Origin of the sequence: Klebsiella sp. 10982, from assembly GCF_048589245.1 — a bacterium.
GTDB classification, from domain to species: domain Bacteria; phylum Pseudomonadota; class Gammaproteobacteria; order Enterobacterales; family Enterobacteriaceae; genus Klebsiella; species Klebsiella quasivariicola.
Window position 1 is genome coordinate 64,233 of the sequence record NZ_JBMAXV010000009.1, and the last position, 21,879, is coordinate 86,111.

Annotated in this window: 21 protein-coding genes; 5 read left to right on the top strand and 16 right to left on the bottom strand. The window is 57.9% G+C overall.

What is annotated here, in order from left to right:
- Positions 1–74: 74 nt before the first annotated feature.
- Complete coding sequence (locus ACKLKD_RS10245; protein WP_025710764.1) at positions 75–395, top strand: DUF2756 family protein; 321 nt, start codon at positions 75–77, stop codon at positions 393–395.
- A 23-nt stretch (positions 396–418) separates the two neighbouring features.
- On the opposite strand, the gene ugpQ is transcribed toward ACKLKD_RS10245, so the two are convergent.
- From ugpQ to livK, 12 genes are all read right to left on the bottom strand, one after another.
- Positions 419–1,159, bottom strand: a complete 741-nt coding sequence (gene ugpQ / locus ACKLKD_RS10250) for a glycerophosphodiester phosphodiesterase (RefSeq protein WP_025710763.1) — start codon at positions 1,157–1,159, stop codon at positions 419–421.
- Positions 1,156–2,226, bottom strand: coding sequence for a sn-glycerol-3-phosphate import ATP-binding protein UgpC (locus ACKLKD_RS10255; RefSeq protein WP_025710762.1), 1,071 nt, complete (start codon positions 2,224–2,226; stop codon positions 1,156–1,158). The genes ugpQ and ACKLKD_RS10255 overlap by 4 nt, the downstream gene beginning before the upstream one ends.
- Position 2,227: 1 nt before the next feature.
- On the bottom strand, positions 2,228–3,073 hold the full coding sequence (ugpE, locus tag ACKLKD_RS10260) for a sn-glycerol-3-phosphate ABC transporter permease UgpE (RefSeq protein WP_025710761.1): 846 nt from the start codon (positions 3,071–3,073) through the stop codon (positions 2,228–2,230).
- Positions 3,070–3,957, bottom strand: coding sequence for a sn-glycerol-3-phosphate ABC transporter permease UgpA (ugpA, locus tag ACKLKD_RS10265; protein WP_015369328.1), 888 nt, complete (start codon positions 3,955–3,957; stop codon positions 3,070–3,072). The genes ugpE and ugpA overlap by 4 nt, the downstream gene beginning before the upstream one ends.
- Before the next feature lie 106 nt (positions 3,958–4,063).
- Positions 4,064–5,380: a sn-glycerol-3-phosphate ABC transporter substrate-binding protein UgpB gene (ugpB, locus tag ACKLKD_RS10270; protein WP_008806974.1), complete on the bottom strand. Its 1,317-nt coding sequence runs from the start codon at positions 5,378–5,380 to the stop codon at positions 4,064–4,066.
- Positions 5,381–5,671: 291 nt separating this feature from the next.
- Complete coding sequence (locus ACKLKD_RS10275) at positions 5,672–6,040, bottom strand: type II toxin-antitoxin system death-on-curing family toxin (RefSeq protein ID WP_002920800.1); 369 nt, start codon at positions 6,038–6,040, stop codon at positions 5,672–5,674.
- Entirely contained in the window at positions 6,037–6,258 is a 222-nt protein-coding gene (locus ACKLKD_RS10280) for a type II toxin-antitoxin system Phd/YefM family antitoxin (protein WP_004174006.1), read from the bottom strand. The genes ACKLKD_RS10275 and ACKLKD_RS10280 overlap by 4 nt, the downstream gene beginning before the upstream one ends.
- A 163-nt stretch (positions 6,259–6,421) precedes the next feature.
- Positions 6,422–7,135 carry a high-affinity branched-chain amino acid ABC transporter ATP-binding protein LivF gene (gene livF / locus ACKLKD_RS10285; protein ID WP_075204191.1) on the bottom strand — a complete coding sequence of 238 codons (714 nt, stop codon included), beginning with the start codon at positions 7,133–7,135 and terminating at the stop codon, positions 6,422–6,424.
- Position 7,136: 1 nt separating this feature from the next.
- Complete coding sequence (gene livG / locus ACKLKD_RS10290) at positions 7,137–7,904, bottom strand: high-affinity branched-chain amino acid ABC transporter ATP-binding protein LivG (RefSeq protein ID WP_002920803.1); 768 nt, start codon at positions 7,902–7,904, stop codon at positions 7,137–7,139.
- The gene (livM, locus tag ACKLKD_RS10295; RefSeq protein ID WP_004174005.1) at positions 7,901–9,178 is read right to left on the bottom strand and encodes a branched chain amino acid ABC transporter permease LivM; all 1,278 of its coding nucleotides are present in this window, start codon (positions 9,176–9,178) and stop codon (positions 7,901–7,903) included. The genes livG and livM overlap by 4 nt, the downstream gene beginning before the upstream one ends.
- Entirely contained in the window at positions 9,175–10,101 is a 927-nt protein-coding gene (livH, locus tag ACKLKD_RS10300) for a high-affinity branched-chain amino acid ABC transporter permease LivH (protein ID WP_002920807.1), read from the bottom strand. Before livH ends, livM begins: the two co-directional genes overlap by 4 nt.
- Before the next feature lie 61 nt (positions 10,102–10,162).
- Positions 10,163–11,272, bottom strand: coding sequence for a high-affinity branched-chain amino acid ABC transporter substrate-binding protein LivK (livK, locus tag ACKLKD_RS10305; protein ID WP_002920808.1), 1,110 nt, complete (start codon positions 11,270–11,272; stop codon positions 10,163–10,165).
- 423 nt (positions 11,273–11,695) lie between these two features.
- On the opposite strand from livK, the gene panM reads away from it, so the two are divergent.
- The 3 genes from panM to ACKLKD_RS10320 all read left to right on the top strand — a co-directional run bounded on the left by panM (position 11,696) and on the right by ACKLKD_RS10320 (position 14,984).
- A complete protein-coding gene (gene panM, locus ACKLKD_RS10310) occupies positions 11,696–12,079 on the top strand; it encodes an aspartate 1-decarboxylase autocleavage activator PanM (RefSeq protein WP_025710757.1) in 384 nt (127 codons plus the stop codon).
- Positions 12,080–12,391: 312 nt separating this feature from the next.
- A complete protein-coding gene (locus ACKLKD_RS10315) occupies positions 12,392–12,934 on the top strand; it encodes a LemA family protein (RefSeq protein WP_019704666.1) in 543 nt (180 codons plus the stop codon).
- A gap of 4 nt (positions 12,935–12,938) precedes the next feature.
- Positions 12,939–14,984: a DUF2207 domain-containing protein gene (locus ACKLKD_RS10320; RefSeq protein WP_080897532.1), complete on the top strand. Its 2,046-nt coding sequence runs from the start codon at positions 12,939–12,941 to the stop codon at positions 14,982–14,984.
- Positions 14,985–15,296: 312 nt separating this feature from the next.
- Here the strand turns inward: ACKLKD_RS10320 and livJ are convergent, their stop codons facing one another.
- The 3 genes from livJ to ACKLKD_RS10335 form a co-directional block, all read right to left on the bottom strand.
- Complete coding sequence (livJ, locus tag ACKLKD_RS10325; protein WP_087806362.1) at positions 15,297–16,400, bottom strand: branched chain amino acid ABC transporter substrate-binding protein LivJ; 1,104 nt, start codon at positions 16,398–16,400, stop codon at positions 15,297–15,299.
- A gap of 257 nt (positions 16,401–16,657) precedes the next feature.
- Positions 16,658–17,902 carry an aromatic amino acid transport family protein gene (locus ACKLKD_RS10330; RefSeq protein WP_080897534.1) on the bottom strand — a complete coding sequence of 415 codons (1,245 nt, stop codon included), beginning with the start codon at positions 17,900–17,902 and terminating at the stop codon, positions 16,658–16,660.
- A 147-nt stretch (positions 17,903–18,049) separates the two neighbouring features.
- On the bottom strand, positions 18,050–19,315 hold the full coding sequence (locus ACKLKD_RS10335; RefSeq protein ID WP_087806364.1) for a 4-aminobutyrate--2-oxoglutarate transaminase: 1,266 nt from the start codon (positions 19,313–19,315) through the stop codon (positions 18,050–18,052).
- Between the two features lie 118 nt (positions 19,316–19,433).
- Here ACKLKD_RS10335 and ACKLKD_RS10340 point away from each other — a divergent pair, with 118 nt between their 5' ends.
- A complete protein-coding gene (locus ACKLKD_RS10340; protein ID WP_025710753.1) occupies positions 19,434–20,957 on the top strand; it encodes a PLP-dependent aminotransferase family protein in 1,524 nt (507 codons plus the stop codon).
- 47 nt (positions 20,958–21,004) lie between these two features.
- On the opposite strand, the gene rpoH is transcribed toward ACKLKD_RS10340, so the two are convergent.
- Positions 21,005–21,859 carry an RNA polymerase sigma factor RpoH gene (gene rpoH / locus ACKLKD_RS10345; RefSeq protein WP_002920815.1) on the bottom strand — a complete coding sequence of 285 codons (855 nt, stop codon included), beginning with the start codon at positions 21,857–21,859 and terminating at the stop codon, positions 21,005–21,007.
- Between the last annotated feature and the right edge of the window lie 20 nt (positions 21,860–21,879).

The window sequence follows — 21,879 nt, forward strand, 5'->3', positions numbered from 1 at the left end:
TAACTCCTAAAAAATCATTGTTATGGCGGATTCGAGGTACACTTAAGTGATCCCACGCACGGGAGGAGAAAACCATGAAAGCGATTCTGTTTCTGGCGGCGCTGATGCCGCTTGGCGTATTAGCCCAGCCGATCAATGTTAATAACAACCCTAACCAGCCGGGTTACGTGGTCCCCAGCCAGCAGCGTATGCAAAATGAGATGAAGGTGCAGCAACAGCAGCAGCAAAGCATGCTGAGGCAGGATCTGAATAATCAGACCCGCTCGCAGCAGCAGCATTTGCAAAACCAGCTGCAGACTAATCAGCAGCGCGCGGCGCAGGGCGGTAATCTCAATCCGCCACAGCAGGTGCTGCCAAACAGCAACGGCGGGATGCTGCGGCAGACCAACCCGTAAAGATCGTCCGCCGCAAATCAGCCTTAAGGCTGGAAATTCGGCCCGATGACGTCAATAGCATCGGTGCAGATGCAATCTACCCCCCAGCGCAGCAGTTCCGCCGCGCGCTGGGGTTTATTGACCGTATACACCAGGATATGCAGACTGGCCTGTTTCAGGCTTGCCACTCGCGCCGCGTCCAGCAGCTTGTGGTTAAGATGAATCGACACGCAGCCCAGTCGGGTGGTCAATTCGCGCCAGTCATCGCGCCACTCATCCAGCAGCAGCCCGCGCGGCAGCTCGGGCGCAGCTTTTTGCGCCGCTTCCAGCGCATCAATTTCAAAGGATGAGAGCAGCGGCGCGGTCATGCCTTTCCACAGCTCACGCGCGGCCAGCGCCACCACGTTGCCGGTCTGTGGCCCCAGCCCGGTGGTCGGCTTAATTTCGATATTCGCCATCATGCCGTGACGGCGGCAGCGCTCCGCCACCTGGGAGAGCAGCGGCAGCGGTTCGCCCTTAAACTCGCGGCTGTACCAGCTGCCGGCATCAACCTTCAGCAGATCGTCCCACGCCAGCTCGCCCGCCACGCCCCAGCCATTGCTGGTGCGTTCGAGGTTATCGTCATGCAGCAGAAAGATCTGCCCGTCCTTCGACAGCTTGGCGTCAAATTCAATCATCGTGTGCCCGTAGCGGGCGCCGACGTCGATAGCCGCCAGGGTGTTCTCCGGCGCCAGTTTACCGCCGCCGCGATGGGCGACGATGCGGGGATAAGGCCAGTTACTCATGCGCGTTGTCCTGTTTCACCATCAAAGAGGTGCAGATGTTCCAGGGGCAGATGCAGCCATAGCGTACTGCCTACCGCCGGGCGCTGCTGATGCGGCAATCTGACCACCAGCTTCTGTTCGCCCCAGCGCCCGTGGGCGAGGTTATCGGCACCTAAAATTTCCAGGGTGTCCATCAGCAGCGGAATGCCGCCTTGCGCCTGCGAGCTTAAAATAAAATGCTCCGGGCGGATACCGAGGGTCATTTTACGCCCGGCGTGGCGCCGGTGCTCGTGATTCATCGGCAGCTGCATGCCGCCTTCCAGCTCAAAGCGGCCGCCATCATCGCTGATGCGCCCTTCCAGCAGGTTCATGGCCGGGCTGCCGATAAAGCTCGCCACAAAGCGGCTGGCGGGTTTTTCATACACCTCAACCGGGGTGCCGATCTGCTCGGCAACGCCTTTATTCATCACCATCACCCGCTGGGCGAGGGTCATCGCTTCGACCTGATCGTGGGTGACATACAGCGAGGTGGTTTTCAGGCGCCGATGCAGCTGCTGCAGTTCCAGACGCATCTGCACGCGCAGCTTGGCGTCGAGGTTTGACAACGGTTCGTCGAAGAGGAATACCGCCGGGTCACGCACAATAGCGCGGCCCATCGCCACGCGCTGGCGCTGACCGCCGGACAGTTCCCGCGGGCGGCGCTTGAGCAGGCCATCCAGCTCAAGAATACGCGCCGCCTCCTGCACGCGCTCGGCAATCAATCCCTTACCCATGCCGCGGATCTTCAGCCCCCACGCCATGTTCTCTTCCACGCTCATATGCGGATAAAGCGCATAGTTCTGGAACACCATCGCGATGCCGCGATCCTTCGGCTCCATCTCGGTCACCCGTTTACGGTCAATCCAGATATCGCCGCTGGTCACTCGCTCCAGTCCGGCGACCATCCGCAGCAGCGTTGATTTCCCGCAGCCCGACGGGCCGACCATGACGATAAATTCCCCGTCCGCCACGTCCAGCGTCAGCGGTTGAATCACCTGGGTTTTGCCATCCCAGCTTTTGCTTACTGCCTGTAGTTTTAAACCAGCCATTTTATTTCTCACTATCGACCAGGCCGCGCACAAACGCGCGCTGCATGGCTAAAACGATGACGACCGGCGGGATCAGGGTCAGCAGCATCGCCGCCATCACTTGATTCCACTGGGTAGTACCTTCGCCGGTGGCGATCATGCCTTTAATACCGGCGACGGCGGTGCCAAGATTCACATCCTGAATAATCAGCAACGGCCACAGATACTGGTTCCAGCCGTAGATAAAGGTGATAACGAACAGCGCGGCGAGGTTGGTTTTCGACAGCGGCAGCACGATGTCGCGGAAGAAGCGCATCGGCGAAGCGCCATCGATACGCGCCGCTTCAATCAGCTCGTCCGGCAGGGTCATAAAGAACTGGCGGAACAAGAAGGTGGCGGTCGCCGACGCCATCAGCGGCAGCGTTAACCCGGCGTAGCTGTCGAGCATGTTGAGGTTGGCGATCACTTCCACCGTCGGGAAAATACGCACCTCGACCGGCAGCATCAGGGTGATAAAGATCATCCAGAAGAACAGATTACGCAGCGGAAAGCGGAACCACACGATGGCGAACGCCGACAGCATCGACACCACGATTTTGCCGACCGTAATAGCGAACGCCATGATGAAGCTGTTGAGCATCATCAGCCAGAACGGCGCGCTGTTGACGCCGACGCCGTTTACCCAGATGGCCTTCATGTTCTCCAGCAGATGTCCGCCGGGGATCAGCGTCATCGGCGTTTCAAATACCGATTTGTTATCCAGCGTCGCCGCCACGAAGGCGACGTACAGCGGGAATAAAATGACGGCAATACCCAGAATCAGCATGGTGTGGCTGAAAATCGTCAGCCCGCGACGGTTCTCAATCATTGGTAACGCACCTTACTTTCAACGTAACGGAACTGCACCACCGTCAGGATAATGACGAGGAACATCAGCACCACCGACTGCGCGGCGGAAGCGGAAAGATCGAGCCCGGCGAAACCTTCGCGATAAATTTTGTAGATTAGGGTAGTGGTCGCCTGCACCGGGCCGCCGGCGGTGGCGGCATCGATCACCGGGAAGGTATCGAAGAAGGCGTAAACCAGGTTGACCACCAGCAGAAAGAAACTCACCGGCGCAATCAGCGGCAGCGCCAGCTTGAAGAAGCGGCGAATCGGCCCGGCGCCGTCGATGGCGGCGGCCTCAACCAGCGAACGCGGGATCGACTGCAGCGCGGCGAAGAAGAACAGGAAGTTGTAGCTTATCTGCTTCCATACCGAGGCGAAGACCACCAGGAACATCGCCTGGCCGCTGTTTTGCGCGTGGTTCCAGTCATAACCCAGCTCGCCGAGGAAATGGGTGATCAGCCCGCGCCCGGGGTTAAAGAGGAAGATCCACAGCACCGCCGCGACGGCGGGGGCCACGGCATACGGCAGCAGCATCAGCGTTTGATAAAAGCGGCTGCCGCGCACCACATAGTCGACCAGCGCGGCAAAAAAAAGCGAAATAAGCAGGCCGCTGACGGTTACCAGGGTGCTGAATTTTATGGTCGTCCAGAACGAGTCCAGATAGTACGGGTCGTGGAACAGCGTGACGAAGTTATCCAGGCCGACAAACTGGCTGGAAAGGCCAAACGGATCGACGCTCTGCAGCGAGTACCACAGCGCTTCGCCCGCGGGCCAGATAAAGAAAATCAGCGTGATAATCAGCTGCGGCGCGACCAGCACATAGGGCAGCCAGCGCGAGCGGAATACCGGACGGGATGAGGACATTGCGATTGGGTTCCTGAACAATGCCGGGTGGCGGCTACGCCTTACCCGGCCTACATAGGGCACATCGTAGGCCCGGTAAGCGCAGCGCCACCGGGCAAGTTACAGATTACGATTTGGTGGCTTGCTCGAAACGGCGCAGCAGCTGATTCCCACGCTGAACGGCGGAATCCAGCGCCTGTTGCGGGGTTTTCTTGCCGGTCCACACGCTCTCCAGCTCTTCATCGACGATGGTGCGGATTTGCGGCATGTTGCCCAGACGCAGGCCTTTGGTGAACGGCAACGGCGGCTTGTTCAGCATCTGGCGGGTGGCGATATCGGCGCCCGGGTTCTTATCATAGAAGCCCTGCTGGCGCGTCAGATCGTAGGCCGCAGTGGTGATCGGCAGATAGCCGGTTTTCTGGTGCCATTCGGCGGCGATTTCCGGTTTGGTCAGGAAGTCGAGGAACTTCGCCACGCCGGTGTAAGTCTCTTTGTCTTTACCCTGCATCACCCACAGGCTGGCCCCGCCGATGATGGCGTTCTGCGGCGCGCCTTTCACGTCGGCATCGTATGGCATCATGCCGACGCCGTAGTTGAATTTGGCATACTGACGAATATCGGCCAGCGAGCCGGATGACGCGGTAGTGATCGCGCAGTCGCCGTTATAGAACTTCTCGGTGGACTCGTCTTTACGCCCGAAGTAGCTGAAATCGCCCTTCTTGTTCATCTCTTCGAGCAGGGCGATATGCTTCACCTGCTCCGGCTTATTGAACTCCAGTACCGCATCGGTACCGTCGAAGCCGTTATTTTTCGTGGCCACCGGCAGACCATGCCAGGCGCTGAAGTTTTCAATCTGGATCCAGCCCTGCCAGCCGCTGGCGTACCCGCACTTCATCCCGGCGGCTTTCAGCTTCGCGGTATAGGCCGCCAGATCCTGCCAGGTCTTCGGCGGCTGCTCCGGATCTAAGCCGGCTTTTTTGAAGGCGTCTTTGTTGTAGTACAGCACCGGCGTAGAGCTGTTAAATGGCTGGGAGAGCAGATGGCCGGTTTTCGAATCGGTGTAATACCCGGATACCGTCGGCACGAACTGCGATTCATCAAACTTGATGCCCGCCTCGCTAAACACCTGGTACACCGGCTTAATGGCTTTTGACGCCATCATGGTGGCGGTGCCGACTTCATACACCTGCAGGATCGCCGGGGCGTTGCCGGTACGGAAAGCGGCGATACCAGCACTCAGGCTCTGTTCATAGTTGCCTTTGTATACCGGAACGATTTTGTAATCAGGATTGGCCGCGTTAAAGCGTTGCGCCAGAGAATCCACTTCTTTACCCAGCTCGCCTTCCATTGAGTGCCAGAATGGGATGGTGGTAACCGCCAGGGCCTGACCGGCAAAAGCCAGGCTCAGCGCCAGTCCTAAAGCTGTATGTCGTAACGATATCATCGGTTATCTCTCTTGTTGTGCCGGATGCGCGATTTCACGCGTTTTATGCTCGCGGGGTAACATGACATGTTCGAATTACAGAAAAATAACTTTTTTATTACAAAAAAAAGATAGTAACGGGTCAGAGAGATGACAAGCCGATGAAAGGACGGGGGAAGTAAAGTGGGAGCTGAGACACGGATAATAGTTGTGCGATTGGCTCCCGGGGTCGGCGCAAGCGCCTCGCCCGGGCTACAACGGCTTGGGTAGCCCCGCCAAGCGAAGCGCCGCCGGGTTGCAACGATTTAACCGTCATCCGCGCAAGCGCGCGACAATCTGTTCCAGGGTAAGTTGCCCCGCTGCCGCCTCGACGGTCATGCCGACGAAGTCCGGATTCGCCGGCAATATAATTCCATTTCGCTTTAAAAAAAGCAGGGTAATAAACAGTGCTGTACGCTTATTACCATCATTAAATATATGACCGCGAGAAATCGCCAGCAGATGCATCGCAGCGAGACGCCACACGTCTGTCACACCTTCATATTCAATTTTGTTTAACACTCTATACATTATCGCTTCGGCACGCCCCGGATCGGGCATACCGGCAACGCCAGGCGTGACGCGGAGCAGCCTGTCGTGAAACTGTATTATCTCTTCCGCTGAGATAATCTGCAGCGTCATTTATCCGCAAGCTCCCTGATCTCATCACCATGAACCGCCATGATAGCCGCGAACTCATCATCCATTCTGGCCGCCTGGTAGCGTTCAAACTCTTCTGCACTAATGATGACCGCAGATTTATGCCCACGACGGGTAATGGTCACAGGTACACCTGTCACTGCGCTTTCCAGCACATCGGCCAGATTTTGCCGGGCTTCGCTATAGTTAACCGTTCTCATAAAAACCTCCAAAGCTGTACTCTTTTATTGTACAACATACATGTACAAAAAAAGAGCCGACAGGCTCTTTTAAATGTATTCGTGCGATCGGCTCCCGGGGTCGGCGCAAGCGCCTCGCCCGGGCTACAACCCGGCGAAATGAACGACGCCGGGTTACGATGTATTAACCACCGAGATAGGCGCTGCGCACCGCCTCGTTGGCCAGCAGCGCGTCGCCGGTATCCTCCAGCACCACGTGGCCGTTCTCCAGCACGTAGCCGCGGTCGGCCAGCTTTAGCGCCTGGTTGGCGTTCTGCTCAACCAGGAAGATCGTCATCCCCTGCTCGCGCAGCTGCTCGATGGTGTCGAAAATCTGCTGAATGATGATCGGCGCCAGCCCCAGCGACGGTTCATCCAGCAGCAGCAGGCGCGGCTGGCTCATCAGAGCGCGACCGATCGCCAGCATCTGCTGCTCGCCGCCGGACATGGTGCCGGCGCGCTGAATACGGCGTTCATGCAGACGCGGGAACAGCTCATACACCCATTTGATGCGGGTATGGAACTGGTCGCGGTCGGCAAAGAAACCGCCCATTGCCAGGTTCTCTTCCACCGTCATACGCGAAAAGACGCGCCGCCCTTCCGGCACGATCGCCACCGCTTCACGCATGATTTTCGCCGTCTGCCAGTCGGTAATATCCTTACCGTCAAAGACAATGCGCCCGCTGGAGGCCCGCGGATCGCCGCACAGCGTACCGAGCAGGGTGGTTTTCCCCGCGCCGTTGGCGCCGATAAGCGTGACGATCTCGCCCTGTTTGATATGCAGGCTGACGTTGTGCAGCGCCTGAATCTTGCCGTAGTGGGCGCTGACGTTGTCAAAAGTTAACATCGCGTTTTCCATCTTATGCCTCACCAAGGTATGCGCGGATCACGTCCGGGTTATTACGAATCTCTTCCGGCGTCCCGTTGGCCAGCGGTGTTCCCTGGTTCACGACGTAGATGCGATCGGAAATGCCCATCACCAGCTTCATATCGTGTTCGATAAGCAGGATGGTGGTGTTGTGATGGTTACGCAGCTCGGCGATAAGCTCGTCCAGCTCTTTGGTCTCTTTCGGGTTCAGCCCCGCCGCCGGTTCATCGAGCATCAGAATTTCCGGCTGGGTCACCATGCAGCGGGCAATCTCCAGCCGACGCTGGTCGCCGTAGGCCAGGTTGCTGGCCTGACGGTTGGCATGCTCCAGCAGGCCGATACGCTCCAGCCAGGTGGCGGCCCTGTCCAGCGCTTCGCTCTGCGCCCGACGGAAGGCCGGCGTTTTCAGCAGGCCGGAGAAGAGCCCGGTTTTCAGCTGCTGATGCTGCGCCACCAGCAGGTTTTCAATCACCGTCATTTCGCGGAACAGGCGCACGTGCTGGAAGGTCCGCACCACGCCCATCCGCGCAATCTGCTGACCCGGCAGCCCTTCCAGGTGCTGGTCGCGCAGCAGAATAGTGCCGCCGGTGGGCTTGTAAAAACCGGTCAGGCAGTTAAAGACGGTGGTCTTCCCGGCGCCGTTGGGGCCGATCAGCGAGACGATCTCGCGCTCTCTGAGCTCCAGCGACACATTGTTGACGGCCAGCAGACCGCCGAAACGCATCATCAGGCCGCTAACGGATAATAATGGCTGACTCATGCCTGCTCTCCTTTCGCCTGACCGTTTTTCAGCTTCAACTGCACGCGCGTCATTGGCAGAAGCCCCTGCGGACGCCAGATCATCATCAGCACCATCAGGCCGCCGAGCATTAACATGCTGTATTCGTTGAAGTCACGCATCAACTCGCGCGAGACCACCAGCAGAATAGCCGCGAGGATCACCGCGAACTGCGAGCCCATCCCGCCCAGCACGACGATCGCCAGCACAAAGGCTGACTCGGCGAAGGTAAAGGATTCCGGGCTGACGAAGCCCTGGCGCGCGGCGAACAGCGTGCCGGCGAAGCCAGCAAACGCGGCGCTGATGGTAAAGGCGGTCAGCTTGATGCGCGTCGGGCTCAGGCCCAGCGAACGACAGGCGATCTCATCTTCACGCAGCGCTTCCCACGCCCGGCCCAGCGGCATTCGCAGCAGGCGGTTGATGACGAACAGGCTGAGCACTACCAGCAGCAACGCCACCAGGTAGAGGAAAATCACCCGGTCGGAGGGATCGTATTTGACGCCGAAGAAGTTGCTGAAGGTATCCCAGCCGCCTTCGCGGGCGCTGCGGCTAAATTCGAGGCCAAAGAAGGTCGGTTTCGGGATCTGGCTGATGCCGTTCGGCCCGCCGGTGATCTCGGTATTGTTGAGCAGCAGAATGCGCACGATCTCGCCGAAGCCTAAGGTCACAATCGCCAGGTAGTCGCCGCGCAAACGCAACACCGGGAAGCCCAGCAGGAAACCGGCCGCCGCGGAGACCAGGCCGGCCAGCGGGAGACAGGTCCAGAAGCCGAGACCGTAATAGTGGTTCAGCAGCGCAAAGGTATACGCGCCGATGGCATAGAACCCGCCGTAGCCCAGCACCAGCAGGCCGGAAAGGCCGACCACCACGTTCAACCCGAGGCCGAGGATGATATAGATCATCGTCAGGGTGGCGATATCCACCGTGCCGCGCGACACCATAAACGGCCAGGCCACGGCAATCACCAGCAGGGCGATCAGGAACAGCTTCTGCTTCACCGTCGACCCGTCAATCGCCGGCATAATAAATTTCGGCCCGGAGACGTTCTTAACCGCTTTCTGGAACAGCGGCCGCAGCAGCTGGAAGAAAAAGACCACCGCGGTACCGATGAAGATCCACTGCCAGCGAATATCGGCGGCGGTATCGACCACCAGTTTGGTGCCGTTCAGCTCCAGCTGCACGCCCATAAAGACGCCCGCCAGAATGAAGAACATCACGGCAGAGAGCAGCGCCATTGCAATTTGCATCGGTTTCATACTTTTTCCACCTCCGGGCGGCCCAGAATGCCGGTCGGCATCACTAACAGCACCAGAATCAGCAGCGCGAAGGAAACGACGTCCTTATATTCGGTGCTGAGATAGGCGGAAGAGAGCGCCTCGGCAATACCCAGGATCAGGCCGCCGATCATCGCGCCAGGGATACTGCCGATCCCGCCGAGCACGGCGGCGGTGAACGCCTTCATCCCGGCCATAAAGCCGATGTAGGGGTTAATCACGCCGTAGAACTGCCCCAGCAGCACGCCGGCCACCGCCGCCATCGCTGCGCCGATGACAAAGGTCAGGGCAATGACGCGGTCGGTGTTAATCCCGAGCAGGCTGGCCATTTTCAGATCTTCCGCGCAGGCGCGGCAGGCGCGCCCCATCCGCGAGTAGCGAATAAACAGCGTCAGGGCCAGCATGGCGATAAAGGTCACCACCCAGATCACCAGTTGCATGGTGGTGATTGTCGCGGAGAAGCTGTCGCTGTGGCCGACGACCCACTGGCCGTTAAACAAGCTCGGCAGCGCCACGTCGCGGGAGCCCTGGGTCAGGCTGACGTAGTTCTGCAGGAAGATAGACATCCCGATGGCGGAGATCAGCGCAATCAGGCGCTTGGAGTTACGCACCGGCCGATAGGCCACGCGCTCAATGCTCCAGCCGTAGGCGCTGGCAATCACAATGGCGCCCACGAATCCGGCGGCGACCAGCAGCCAGCTAGTGTCAATGCCCATCATCATCAGCGCGGCGATGATCATGAAGGAGACATAGCTGCCAATCATATAGACCTCGCCGTGGGCGAAGTTGATCATGCCGATAATGCCGTACACCATCGTATAGCCGATGGCGATCAACGCATAGGTACTGCCCAGCGTGACGCCGTTAAACATCTGCTGCAGAAAATAGAGAAACTGCTCGGACATAAGGTAACCTTTTTCAAACCGCCCGCGGTTCGCAGGCGGAGGGATAACTCGTCTTCAGCGCTTATTTCGCCGCGCTCGAAGAGCCATCGGCGTGCCACTGGAAGACACCAAACTCAAATCCCTTCAGATCGCCTTTTTCATCCCAGGTCAGCGGCCCAATCACGGTTTTCGCCCCGTGCGCTTTCAAATCTTTGATTAAATCCAGCGGCTGCTGGCTGCCGGTTCTGTCCATCGCCTGCGCCAGCGACTGCACGGCGGCATAGGTGATCCAGACGTACGGTCCGCTCGGATCTTTCTTCTCCGCTTTCAGCGCGTTGACGATGGCGCTGTTGGCAGGGTCCTGATCGTAGCGTTTTGGCATTGTCACCAGCATGCCTTCCGCCGCGGCGCCCGCGATATTGGACAGCGAGGCGTTGCCGACCCCTTCCGGCCCCATAAACACGGTTTTCAACCCGACGGAGCGCGCCTGGCGCAGCATCTGGCCCATTTCCGGGTAGTAGCCGCCGTAGTAGACGAAGTCGATGTTCTCTTTCTTCAGGCGCGCCAGCAGGGCGGAGAAATCTTTTTCCCCCGCGGTGATGCCATCGAAGAAGACGATGTTGGCCCCGGCTTTCTTCAGGTTGTCCTGCACCGAACGCGCCAGCCCTTCGCCGTACTGCTGCTTGTCATGAATGATGGCGATACGCTGCGGTTTGACTTTCTCGACGATATATTTCGCCGCGGTCGGCCCCTGCGAGGAGTCGAGGCCGGCGGTACGCATGATGTACTGGTATCCGCGCTGGGTCAGCTCCGGATTGGTCGCCCCGGGGGAGATCATCAGGATGCCTTCATCCTCATAGATGTCGGAAGCCGGCTGGGTGGAAGAGGAGCACAGGTGGCCGATAACGTACTGAATGCCGTCGTTGACGATTTTGTTGGCCACCGCGACCGCTTGCTTCGGATCGCAGGCGTCGTCATATTCGACGGCCACCAGCTTGTCGCCCTTAATGCCGCCGCTGGCGTTGATGTCTTTAATCGCCTGACGCGCGCCATTGAACTCCATGTCGCCCCACTGGGCCACTGGACCCGACATCGCGCCGACCACGGCGACCTTAATATCCTTGGCCATCGCCGCGTGCGACATCGCTAATGCGACAATGCCCGCGACGATGGTTTTCGCGTTCCTTTTCATGCTGCAGAACCCCGTTCGTGATGTGGTGTAAATGTTTTGTATTTTTATGGTTAAAAAGCATTCTGTGCTTTTATTAAACAACGCCATTTTTACCATTGAGTTTAATGGTTTAGCGCAGCTTTTCACTAAAAAACAGATTAAAATCTCTATTTTTCAGTCGATTAAGCAAAGATAATATTCTGTATTTTGGTGAAGATAAACAAAAAAAAGTCCATCCTGCAGCATAAAATAACGATACATAAGGCGGAATAAAACGCTGCACATTAGGTTAAAATCCTGCTTATTTTTCGATCCATGACGGATTGCGCTACCCTGACAACATCAGGAAAACGAATCCCCTGATGTATGCGCAAAAAACAGCGCTCCGCCAGACAGCAATTTTGGGTACACTGGCGCCTCTGTTTTGCACTGGATTTGCCGCCCATGAAACTGACTATTATCCGTTTACAGCACTTCAGCGATCAGGATCGCATCGACCTGGGGAAAATCTGGCCGTCGCAGGATCTGTCGACGCTGACCCTCGATGAGAATCATCGCCTTTACGCCGCTCGCTTTAACGAGCGCCTGCTGGGCGCCGTGCGCGTCACCCTGCGCGGCGTCGAAGCCGAGCTCAGCGATCTGTGCGTGCGCGAAGTGACCCGCCGCCGCGGCGTCGGGCAATACTTAGTGGAAGAGACGTTGCGTGATAACCCCAATATCAATAGCTGGCGCGTTGCCGATAGCGGAGTGGAAGACCGCGGGGTGATGGCAGCGTTTATGCAGGCGCTCGGCTTTAGCGCCCAGCAGACCGGTTGGGAAAAACATTAAGAAAATCGTTCGCCGGGTAAAATTGCGCTTATTGGCTGTCTGCCGGTAAGCGAATAAAGCCCAGCCGCGGGTAAACGGCTGGGCTTGTTTATTTCAAGCTGCGACGATAATGCCATGATTCCCCGAACGTGAAGCTGCGGATTGTCCTGTCAGATATCCGCCAGGACAAAGGCTCGCGTGATATTTCAGAATTTAATCTGCAAGCACAGTTTCTCCTGGCGTTTCACGTGCGGTAAGATTCGCTGACGCGTAAAATTGCGCAAAAATCATTCACATCAAAGCGCTTAACAGCAGTAATCATGGAATAAACATATGGAAATGTATATCGGGCTGGCTATTGTCGCCGTGATCCTTATCTGGGCGATCTTCACCTATAACCGTTTTATCTCGTTACGCCGTTTCAAAGACGAAGCCTGGAGCGGCATTGCCGTCCAGCTCAAGCGCCGTCACGATCTGGCGCCCAATCTGTTCAGCCTGGTCAAGCGCTATGCGCAGCACGAAAAGGAGCTGCTGGAAGAGATCGGCCGCCAGCGCAGCGTTCTGATTGGTAATCCCCAACAGGTGGCCGACAGCGAGCAGCACTATGCCGGAACGTTGAGCCGTGTATTCGCCCTGGCGGAAGCCTATCCGGAACTCAAAGCCAGCGAAAACTTCCTCTCGCTGCAGCAATCCCTTGGCGAAATAGAAGAACAACTGCAAATGGCCCGCCGTTACTTCAACGCCACGGTCCGCGAGTTTAATATTCTGGTGGAGTCTTTCCCCAGCCTGCTGCTCGCCCGCCTGTTTAGCTTCAGGGCGGAACTTTTCTTTGAACTGGAGTCCCCTGAAGAAGCCAAATTGCCCCGGATGGAGTGACCTCATGCCAACGTTGTCCACCCGGATACTGCGCGGTGTTGGCCTGTTGCTGCTGCTGTTGAGCATCTCTGGCTTAGCCGTCAGCGACGATAAAGCTATCACCGAGGCGTCGCCACTCCCGGCCAATGCCCGCCGGGTTCCCGCGTATGAACATATTCTCTTTTTCGATTCCCTGGCGCGTTTTCAGCCAAACGGCAGCATGGAGATGCGGGAAAATATCACCGTGCTGTCCCTCGGAAAGGAGATTCGGCGAGGCATTTTCCGCACGCTACCTCTCTCCTGGCACCGGCAGGACGGCAAAATTTTTAGCGTTGATTACGTCATCAAATCGGTCTCACGCAATGGACTCCCTGAACCCTACAGCCTCGATCGCACGACAAAAGCGCTGACCGTGCGCATTGGCAGCGCCGATCGCACCCTGAAGCCAGGTATCTATAACTATGAAATTCGCTATCAGGTTAGCAACCATTTCAGCCGCTTCCCCGACTGGGATGAGCTGTACTGGAACGTGACGGGCAACGACTGGAGCTGGCCAATCGGGAAAGCCCGTTTCCAGCTTGTACTGCCTGACGCCACCGGGCAGCTGAATGCGGATGGCAGAGATGCAAGGTTGCGCACCATTGATGTTTACACTGGTCGTCAGGGGGCGAAAGACCACCATGCGATCATCCTGCCTGATGGCAGCATACAAACTTCCCGCCCCCTTGCCACCGGCGAAGGGCTAACCGTGGTCTATACCTGGCCTCGAGATATTCTGGCAGGCGCCGCCGCGCCCGAAGCGGTCTGGCCGTTGGTCCATTTACTGGTGCCGACGCTGGCCACCAGCCTTATCTGGCTTCCCCTGCTACTGCTCGTTGGCTACTACGGGCTGTGGTGGCGCAAAAACGTCACGGCGGCGGGGTTAAAAATGCCGCCGGTGACGCCGCTATTTTCGCTGCCCGCCGCGATGTCGCCAGGCTATCTGCGCTTTATTACGCAACGTAAGTATGACGATGTGGCATTCAGTAGCGATTTGCTGGGGCTGGTTGCCAAACGAGCAATCAGATTGACGAGTAAAAAAAACCAAACCAAAGGCGCGTGGTCTTCATCCTCTGTTGATGAGCAGTGGCTTTCCCGCCAGCCAGACGAAAAACATAAGCCGCTGAACCCCAATGAAAAGCAGCTGATGAGCCTGCTTTTCAGCGCTAAACGTAAGAACATCAATCTCAGTACGCCGCATCAAACGTTGATGCAAAACGCGCGCAGATGGCTGGAAAAATGTTGTGAAGAGCAGAAACCGCAGCTGTGCCGGACATGGGGTAAACCGCTGCGTCATTGTATCTATATTGCTCTGCTGATCCCGATCGTTTGCGGCATCGGATTTAGCCCGGCGGCGGCGGCGCTCACCGTTCCCAGTCTGCTGTTTGTATCGGTCGGCGGGGTGATGATGTATTTGTGCCTGAGATTTTTACGCAACCCGATGAAAACCCTGCGTAGTTTGGGACCAGTTATGATCCTGATGGCGCTGGTATTTAGCCCTTTCGCCACCGTGGCGGGCGGTGTTTTCCTGCTTGGCATGCTCCCCCTCACCCAACTTCCTGCCGGCTATCCTGGCGCCTTGTTAACCGCCATCGCACTGTGCGCGTTCGTCGCCTGGAAAACACCTCGCTATACGCAGAAGGGGTTAAACGATCTGGCCGTCGCCAAAGGGCTGAAACGGTATATTAAAACGGCCGAAGAGAAGCGGTATCAGACACTGTATCCGCCCGACGAGAGGATTGCGCACTTTGAAAGTCTGCTGCCGGTCGCCCTGGCGCTCGGCGTAGGAAAAACCTGGGCAAATACCTTTGCCCGATACTTAAGCAGCACCGGTGCGATATCGGAAGTGTTACAGCAGACGGACTGGCAGGATATGCATCATTTCTACCAGAGCTGTCATTCCGCGGCCAGTGAGAAGCCGGTGCAGCGTTCAGAGGGTGGCTCGTCAGGTTCCGGCTATAGCGGCTCCGGCTCTTCCGGTGGCGGATCGTCAGGCGGCGGTTCCGGCGGCGGCGGCGGTGGCGGCTGGTAAGAGAAGGCCGGATAGCATTTATCCGGCCAACAAAGCTGCGGCGTGAAAGGCCCCCACCCATTTAACCCAGCATTTCGCGTGGCAAAAAGGCGTCAAGACCCGAAATCCCCGGGAGCTTACATCAGTAGGTGACCGGGGTTGAGGGACGCAGACAACGCATTTGCAGCGTGAAAGGCCCCCACCCATTTAACCCAGCATTTCGCGTTGCAAAAAGGCGTCAAGACCCGAAATCCCCGGGAGCTTACATCAAGTAAGTGACCGGGGTTGAGGGCCGCAGACAACGCATTTGCAGCGTGAAAGGCGCCGGTTAAATTATTTGGCGTCGGTCGCCGTACCATTAGCATGCCAGGTAAAGACACCGAACTCGAAGCCTTTCAGGTCGCCTTTCTGATCCCACGACAGCGGGCCCATCACGGTGTCTACCGTCGCGCCTTTCAGGTATTTGGCGATTTCCGCCGGATCGTCAGACTGATTCAGGCCTGCCTGCAGCGACTGCAGCGCCGCGTAGGTGGTCCAGACGAAGGCGCCGCTCGGATCCTGTTTCTTCGCCTTGATCGCATCCACGATCGGTTTGTTCGCCGGCACCTGGTCGTAGTTCTTCGGCTTGGTCACCAGCAAACCTTCCGCCGACTCGCCGGCGATGTTAGACAGGGAGACGTTCGCTACGCCTTCCGGGCCCATAAACTGGGTTTTCAGACCGGCAGCACGGGCCTGACGCAGGATCTGGCCCATTTCCGGGTGGTAGCCGCCGTAGTAAACGAAATCGATATTCTCTTTCTTCAGGCGCGCCACCAGGGTGGAGAAATCTTTCTCACCGGCGGTGATCCCGTCGAAGAAGACCACGTTCGCCCCGCCTTTTTTCAGGCCATCCTGCACCGCACGGGCCAGGCCTTCACCGTACTGCTGTTTATCATGTACCACTGCGATACGCTGCGGCTTCACGTTGTCGAGAATGTATTTCGCCGCGGTGGGTCCCTGGTCGGAGTCCAGACCGGTGGTGCGCAGGATCAGCTTATAGCCGCGGGCGGTTAGCTCCGGGGCAGTCGCAGCCGGGGTAATCATCAGAATGCCTTCGTCTTCATAGATGTCAGACGCCGGCTGAGTGGAAGAGGAACACAGGTGGCCGATAACGTATTTGATGCCGTCGTTGACCACTTTGTTAGCGACCGCTACCGCCTGTTTCGGGTCGCAAGCGTCATCATATTTGACGATCTGCAGCTTATTGCCCTTGATGCCGCCCTTAGCGTTGATATCCGCTACCGCCTGCTCGGCACCGGTAAATTCCTGATCGCCGTACTGGGCCACCGGGCCGGACATCGCTCCGACCACCGCGATCTTGATATCGTCCGCCAGCGCCGCGCTGCTCATAACTAAGGCAATACATCCTGCCAGTAACGCTTTACCCTTCATATTCATCCTGAGGCTCCCCATTATTATGGTTTTTGCATTTGTTGTGATGTTGTTTATTAGCGCATTATTTTGTTTATAACGATAGGAAAAGCATATGATAGCTAATCCAACGGGGGCTGCCCGCGCTTTTGCAGCACACTATGCTAAACATACCGTCATTCTGAGGAATTTGAAACGACTAAATTGCGGGCTATGTAACAGATAAGTGACAAATAAAAAAACCGCGCCAGCATGAACCGGACGCGGTGCAAAACAGAGCCTGATTACCAGCCAGCGGGCAGGTAGCCCACCGCGGACGCTATCGCGTAGGCGGCGCTGCAAAGGTACAACAACACAATGAAGCATTGGATAAGCGGATGGGTCATCCAGGCCGGACAGGTCCAGCCCGGGGTCAAATCGCCACGCTGGCGGGCGCCCTTCAGCATCAGGATCGGCATAATCGATAAAATGACGCCGCTGAACACCCCGGCAAAATAAAGCGCGTTGACGAAGGAGACCATACCGCTATAGGCCAGTACAAAGGGCGGGATCGCCACCACCAGCAGCACCATCAAGCGACGGGCGGGCTGTTCATCATTCCCCAGGCGGAACTGATCGAAGATATTAGTCAGGAAGCTACCGCCCAGTCCCCAGTAGGAGGTCAACATCGCGCACAGCGCGAACAGGTTGGCCGAGAAGAACGCCCATTCGCCAAGCGCCCGGCCCCAGGAGATAGTGGCCACATCCGAAATATTGTCCAGACCGTTAAGCGAGATCACCGACAACGGCACCAGCGCCAGCAGGGCAAAGGTCAAGGCCATACCGACCATAATGGCTTTAGGTAATTTTTCCGGTTTGTCGGCGAAACCCCGCGCCATCTCCGGCACGATGTACTGTGCCGAAAAGCAGAATGCCACAACGTTGAAGACCGGAACCATATACAGCCAGTTGCCGTCGAGCAGATAGCTCACCCGGGTGGTCTCTTTTAACAGCGTGGCAATCACCAGCACCGAGATCATCACGACCATGCCGATGCTGATAAATTTCTCGCCGCGGCCGATCGCCTTCAGACCCAGGTAGAGCACCCCTGCCGCCGGGACGAAAAACAGCACGCTGCCCAGCGCTGGCGAGATGCTAAACAAGGAGTGCAGCAGCTTGCCGCTGCCGGTCATATACGCCGTCAATGCGCCGACGCTGTTGACGCAGACGGAGAGGAACATCATCAGCGCGCCAAAGCCGCCGACGTAGCGCTTCGATAAACCGCTGAGCTGCAGATGTTTGCGGGTGCGCAGCGTGGATTCCGCGACATAGAGCATGGTCACCGTGGTCAGGCTGCCCACCAGCACCAGCCAGAACAGCAGCGGTAAGAAGCCCGCTTTGCTCGACGCATAGGCGATAGAGAGGACGCCCGCGCCAATATTGGTACCGACAATCATCGATACCCCTTCGACGAAGCTCAGAGATTTTGCAGGGACAGCCGTACGTTCCCGGCCGGTGAGGACGGGAGAAAAGGTGGAGTTTTCAGACATAATACTTTCCGTTTTACTCCGGCGGTTTTTAGCGCCGGAAAAAAGGTGATATCAGGGTGATAAACCACTCACGCTGAGCATAAACAGCCGGCTGCGGCTTCCTGTTTCTGTTCGGCTTCCCTGCCGCCGCAGCCCGCCGGGGAGACGTTAGCTCTTCAGTACGCGCGCCAGAATATCCAGCGCTTTCGAGAACTGGGCATCCGGGATAGTCAACGGATACAGGAAGCGGATCACGTTGCCGTAGACGCCGCAGCTCAGCAGCAGCAGGCCGTTTTCCTGCGCTTTCTGTTGCACAAGACGGGTGAACTCCGGCGACGGCTCGCCAGTTTGCGGATCGTTAAACTCCACCGCCACCATCGACCCTCGACCGCGGACATCAACAATCGCCGGGCAAGTGGTACGCGCCTGGTTGAGCACTTCCCGCAGATGGCTACCCAGCTGTTCGGCACGCTGGCACAACTGCTCTTCGGCAATCACATCCAGCACCGCGTGCGCCGCAGCCACCGCCAGCGGGTTACCCGCATAGGTCCCGCCCAGCCCGCCCGGCGCTGGCGCATCCATCACTTCGGCGCGACCAACAACGCCCGACAGCGGGAAACCGCCGGCGAGGCTTTTCGCCATCGTCATCAGATCCGGTTTCACCTCATAGTGCTGCATGGCGAACAGCTTGCCGGTGCGGGCAAAACCGGTCTGCACTTCATCGGCGATCAGCAGAATGCCGTGGGTATCACACAGGTCGCGCAGCGCCTGCATAAAATCGGCCGGTGCAACGTTAAAACCGCCTTCCCCCTGGATCGGCTCGAGGATGATGGCCGCTACCTGATCCGGCGCGATATCTGCCTTGAAAATGCGTTCCAGGCTTTTCAGCGCATCCGCGGTGGTCACGCCGTGCGCCGCATTGGGGTAAACGCCGTGATACACCGAGCCCGGGAACGGCCCGAAGCCGATTTTGTAAGGCGCGACCTTACCGGTGAGGGCCATGGTCATAAAGGTACGGCCGTGGAAGCCGCCGCCAAAAGTAATCAGGCCCGGACGACCGGTGTAAGCGCGGGCGATTTTCACCGCGTTCTCGACCGCTTCCGCGCCGGTGGTGAAGAAAGCTGTTTTTGCCGGCCCGTCAATTGGCGCCAGATCGTTGATACGCTCCGCCAGCGAAACATAGCTTTCGTACGGCACAATCTGATAGGCAGTGTGGGTGAACGCCTGCAGCTGGTCGGCGACCGCGGCGACCACTTTCGGATGACGGTGACCGGTATTTAACACGGCGATCCCGGCGGCGAAATCGATCACCTCGTTGCCTTCGATATCCCACAGCGTGGCGTTTTCCGCCTTCTCGACAAAGTAGTTACACATTACGCCTACGCCGCGCGGCGTCGCCTGCTGGCGACGTTGATCCAGTTCTGAGCTTTTCACCTGCGAATCTCCTGTCGTGTATGTCACGTTATCGCAACAAATTAGAAACGATGTCGTTTATTTACACAGGAGTTGGCCCTATAATCGAGTACCAATTTTGAATATCTGAGGGATCCAATTGCGTTCGCTGGTGGGTGACCTGGTGCTGGTCCGTCTGCAGGAGGAGCGCGACCCTCTTCTGCACAAACGCTTATACAACGCGCTTCGCCGCGCAATCCTCGACGGCTCGCTGGCGCCGCAAAGCCGCCTGCCGCCATCGCGCGATCTGGCGGGCGAGCTCGGCGTATCAAGAAACACCATATTAACAACTTATGAACAATTGCTGGCGGAAGGATATGTGGTTTCCCGTCGGGGAAGTGGAACATTCGTTGCCCAAACCGCCCCGGAGAGTTCATTAACGACTAAAGGCCAGCAGGAAAACAGCAACCTCGCGGCGTCAACAGCGTATATTTCGCGCCGCGGTCAGCACCTGCTCGGTCAGGTCAGCGCCAGCCCGCGCCAGTGGGGAGCGTTTATTCCCGGCGTGCCGGACGTTAATGCCTTTCCCCACCCGCTGTTCAGTAAGATCCAGGCCCGTATCAGCCGTCGGCCTAAGCCGGAGCGGCTCAGCTACAGCTGCAACGGCGGCACACCGGAGCTGCAGCAGGCGCTGGTGGATTATCTGCGCGTGTCGCGCGGCGTCCACTGTCATGCAGATCAAATTCTTATCACCGAGGGGATCCATCAGGCTATCGATCTGGTCACCCGCATGCTGTGCGACAACGGCGATCTGGCGTGGGTGGAGGAGCCTTCCTATTGGGGGATCCGCCACGTGCTGGCGATGAACGACGTTCGGGCAGAGCCTCTGACCGTCGATGCCAACGGCCTGTGTCCGCCGGAAACGGTTGACGACGCGCCGCGGCTCATCTTCGTTACGCCTTCCCACCAGTATCCGCTGGGCGCGGTGATGAGCCTTGAGCGCCGCCAGCGGCTGCTGGCGCTCGCCCGCCAGCAGGGCAGCTGGATCGTCGAAGATGATTATGACAGCGAATTTCGCTTTTCCGGCCAGCCGATCCCGGCCCTGCAGGGTCTGGTCGCCGACGCCCCGGTGGTCTATATCGGCACCTTCAGCAAGACGCTCTACCCCGGCCTGCGCCTGGGTTATGTGGTGATCCCGCGCCCGCTGGTCAGCGATCTGAAGCACGCCCATGCCGGACTTTACCGCGGCGGCCATTCGCTGATCCAGATGGCGCTGGCGGAGTTTATTACCGCCGGCCACTATTCGGCCCATATCCGCCGCATGCGGCTGCTTTACAGCCGTCGCCGTGCCTTTTTAACCGAGCTTATCCGGCAGCACTGTATGCCGTACGCCCTGTCTGACTTCAGCGATAATGCCGGGCTGCATTTGATCCTCAATTTGCCCGAAGAGGCTGATGATGTGGCTATTGCCAGAGAGGCCAATGCGCGCAATATTCTGGTGCGGCCGCTGTCGCGCTACTACCTGACGGCGGCGCGCAAGAAAGGATTACTGATGGGATTCGCCAGCCAGCCCGAAGAGCAGATGGCGCCGGCGTTTAGCGTCTTACTCGGCTGCCTGCAGACGCACTGCCCGCAGTTGCTCCTGCCCCGGGGGGACGCAGAAAAACAAAACGCCCCAACCTGAGGCGGGGCGTTATCGGGGTGCCTGATTATCAGGCAGGCGTGGGCGTATCAGGCTTCGATAGCGGCACGCAGTTTTTTCATGGCGTTCTTTTCCAGCTGACGCACGCGCTCCGCGGAGACGCCGTAGCGGTCGGCCAGTTCCTGCAGCGTGGACTTGTTATCTTCGTCCAGCCAGCGGGCGCGGATGATGTCCTGGCTACGCTCGTCCAGGCCCTGCATCGCGTCGGTCAGCTTATTCGCCGCCTGCTCTTCCCAGTTGTCGTCTTCGATGCCGTCGGCAAAGTTAGACGTTTTATCCTGCAGATAAAGTACCGGCGCCATCGGCTGGCTGTCGGATTCGTCGTCGGAAGACATGTCAAACGTCATGTCCTGCGCCGCCATACGGGATTCCATCTCGCGGACGTCTTTGCTCGACACGCCCAGCTCACGGGCCACCATTTCCACTTCATCCTGGTTGAACCAACCCAGACGCTGTTTGGTTTTACGCAGGTTAAAGAACAGCTTACGCTGTGCTTTGGTGGTAGCGACCTTCACGATACGCCAGTTGCGCAGCACGTATTCGTGAATTTCGGCTTTAATCCAGTGCACGGCGAAGGAGACCAGGCGCACACCCACTTCCGGGTTGAAGCGACGCACGGCTTTCATCAGGCCGATATTGCCTTCCTGGATCAGATCCGCCTGCGGCAGGCCATAGCCCGAGTAGTTACGAGCAATGTGAACAACAAAGCGCAGGTGAGACAGAATCAGCTTTTTCGCTGCTTCCAGATCGCCCTGGTAATGCAGCTTTTCAGCAAGCTCCCGCTCTTCATCAGCCGACAGCATCGGCCAAGTGTTAGCGGCCCGGATATACGATTCCAGGTTACCAACGGGGGCTAAAGCTAAAGTTTGCATTTCTTTGGTCATTCAAATCCTCTCAATTGATA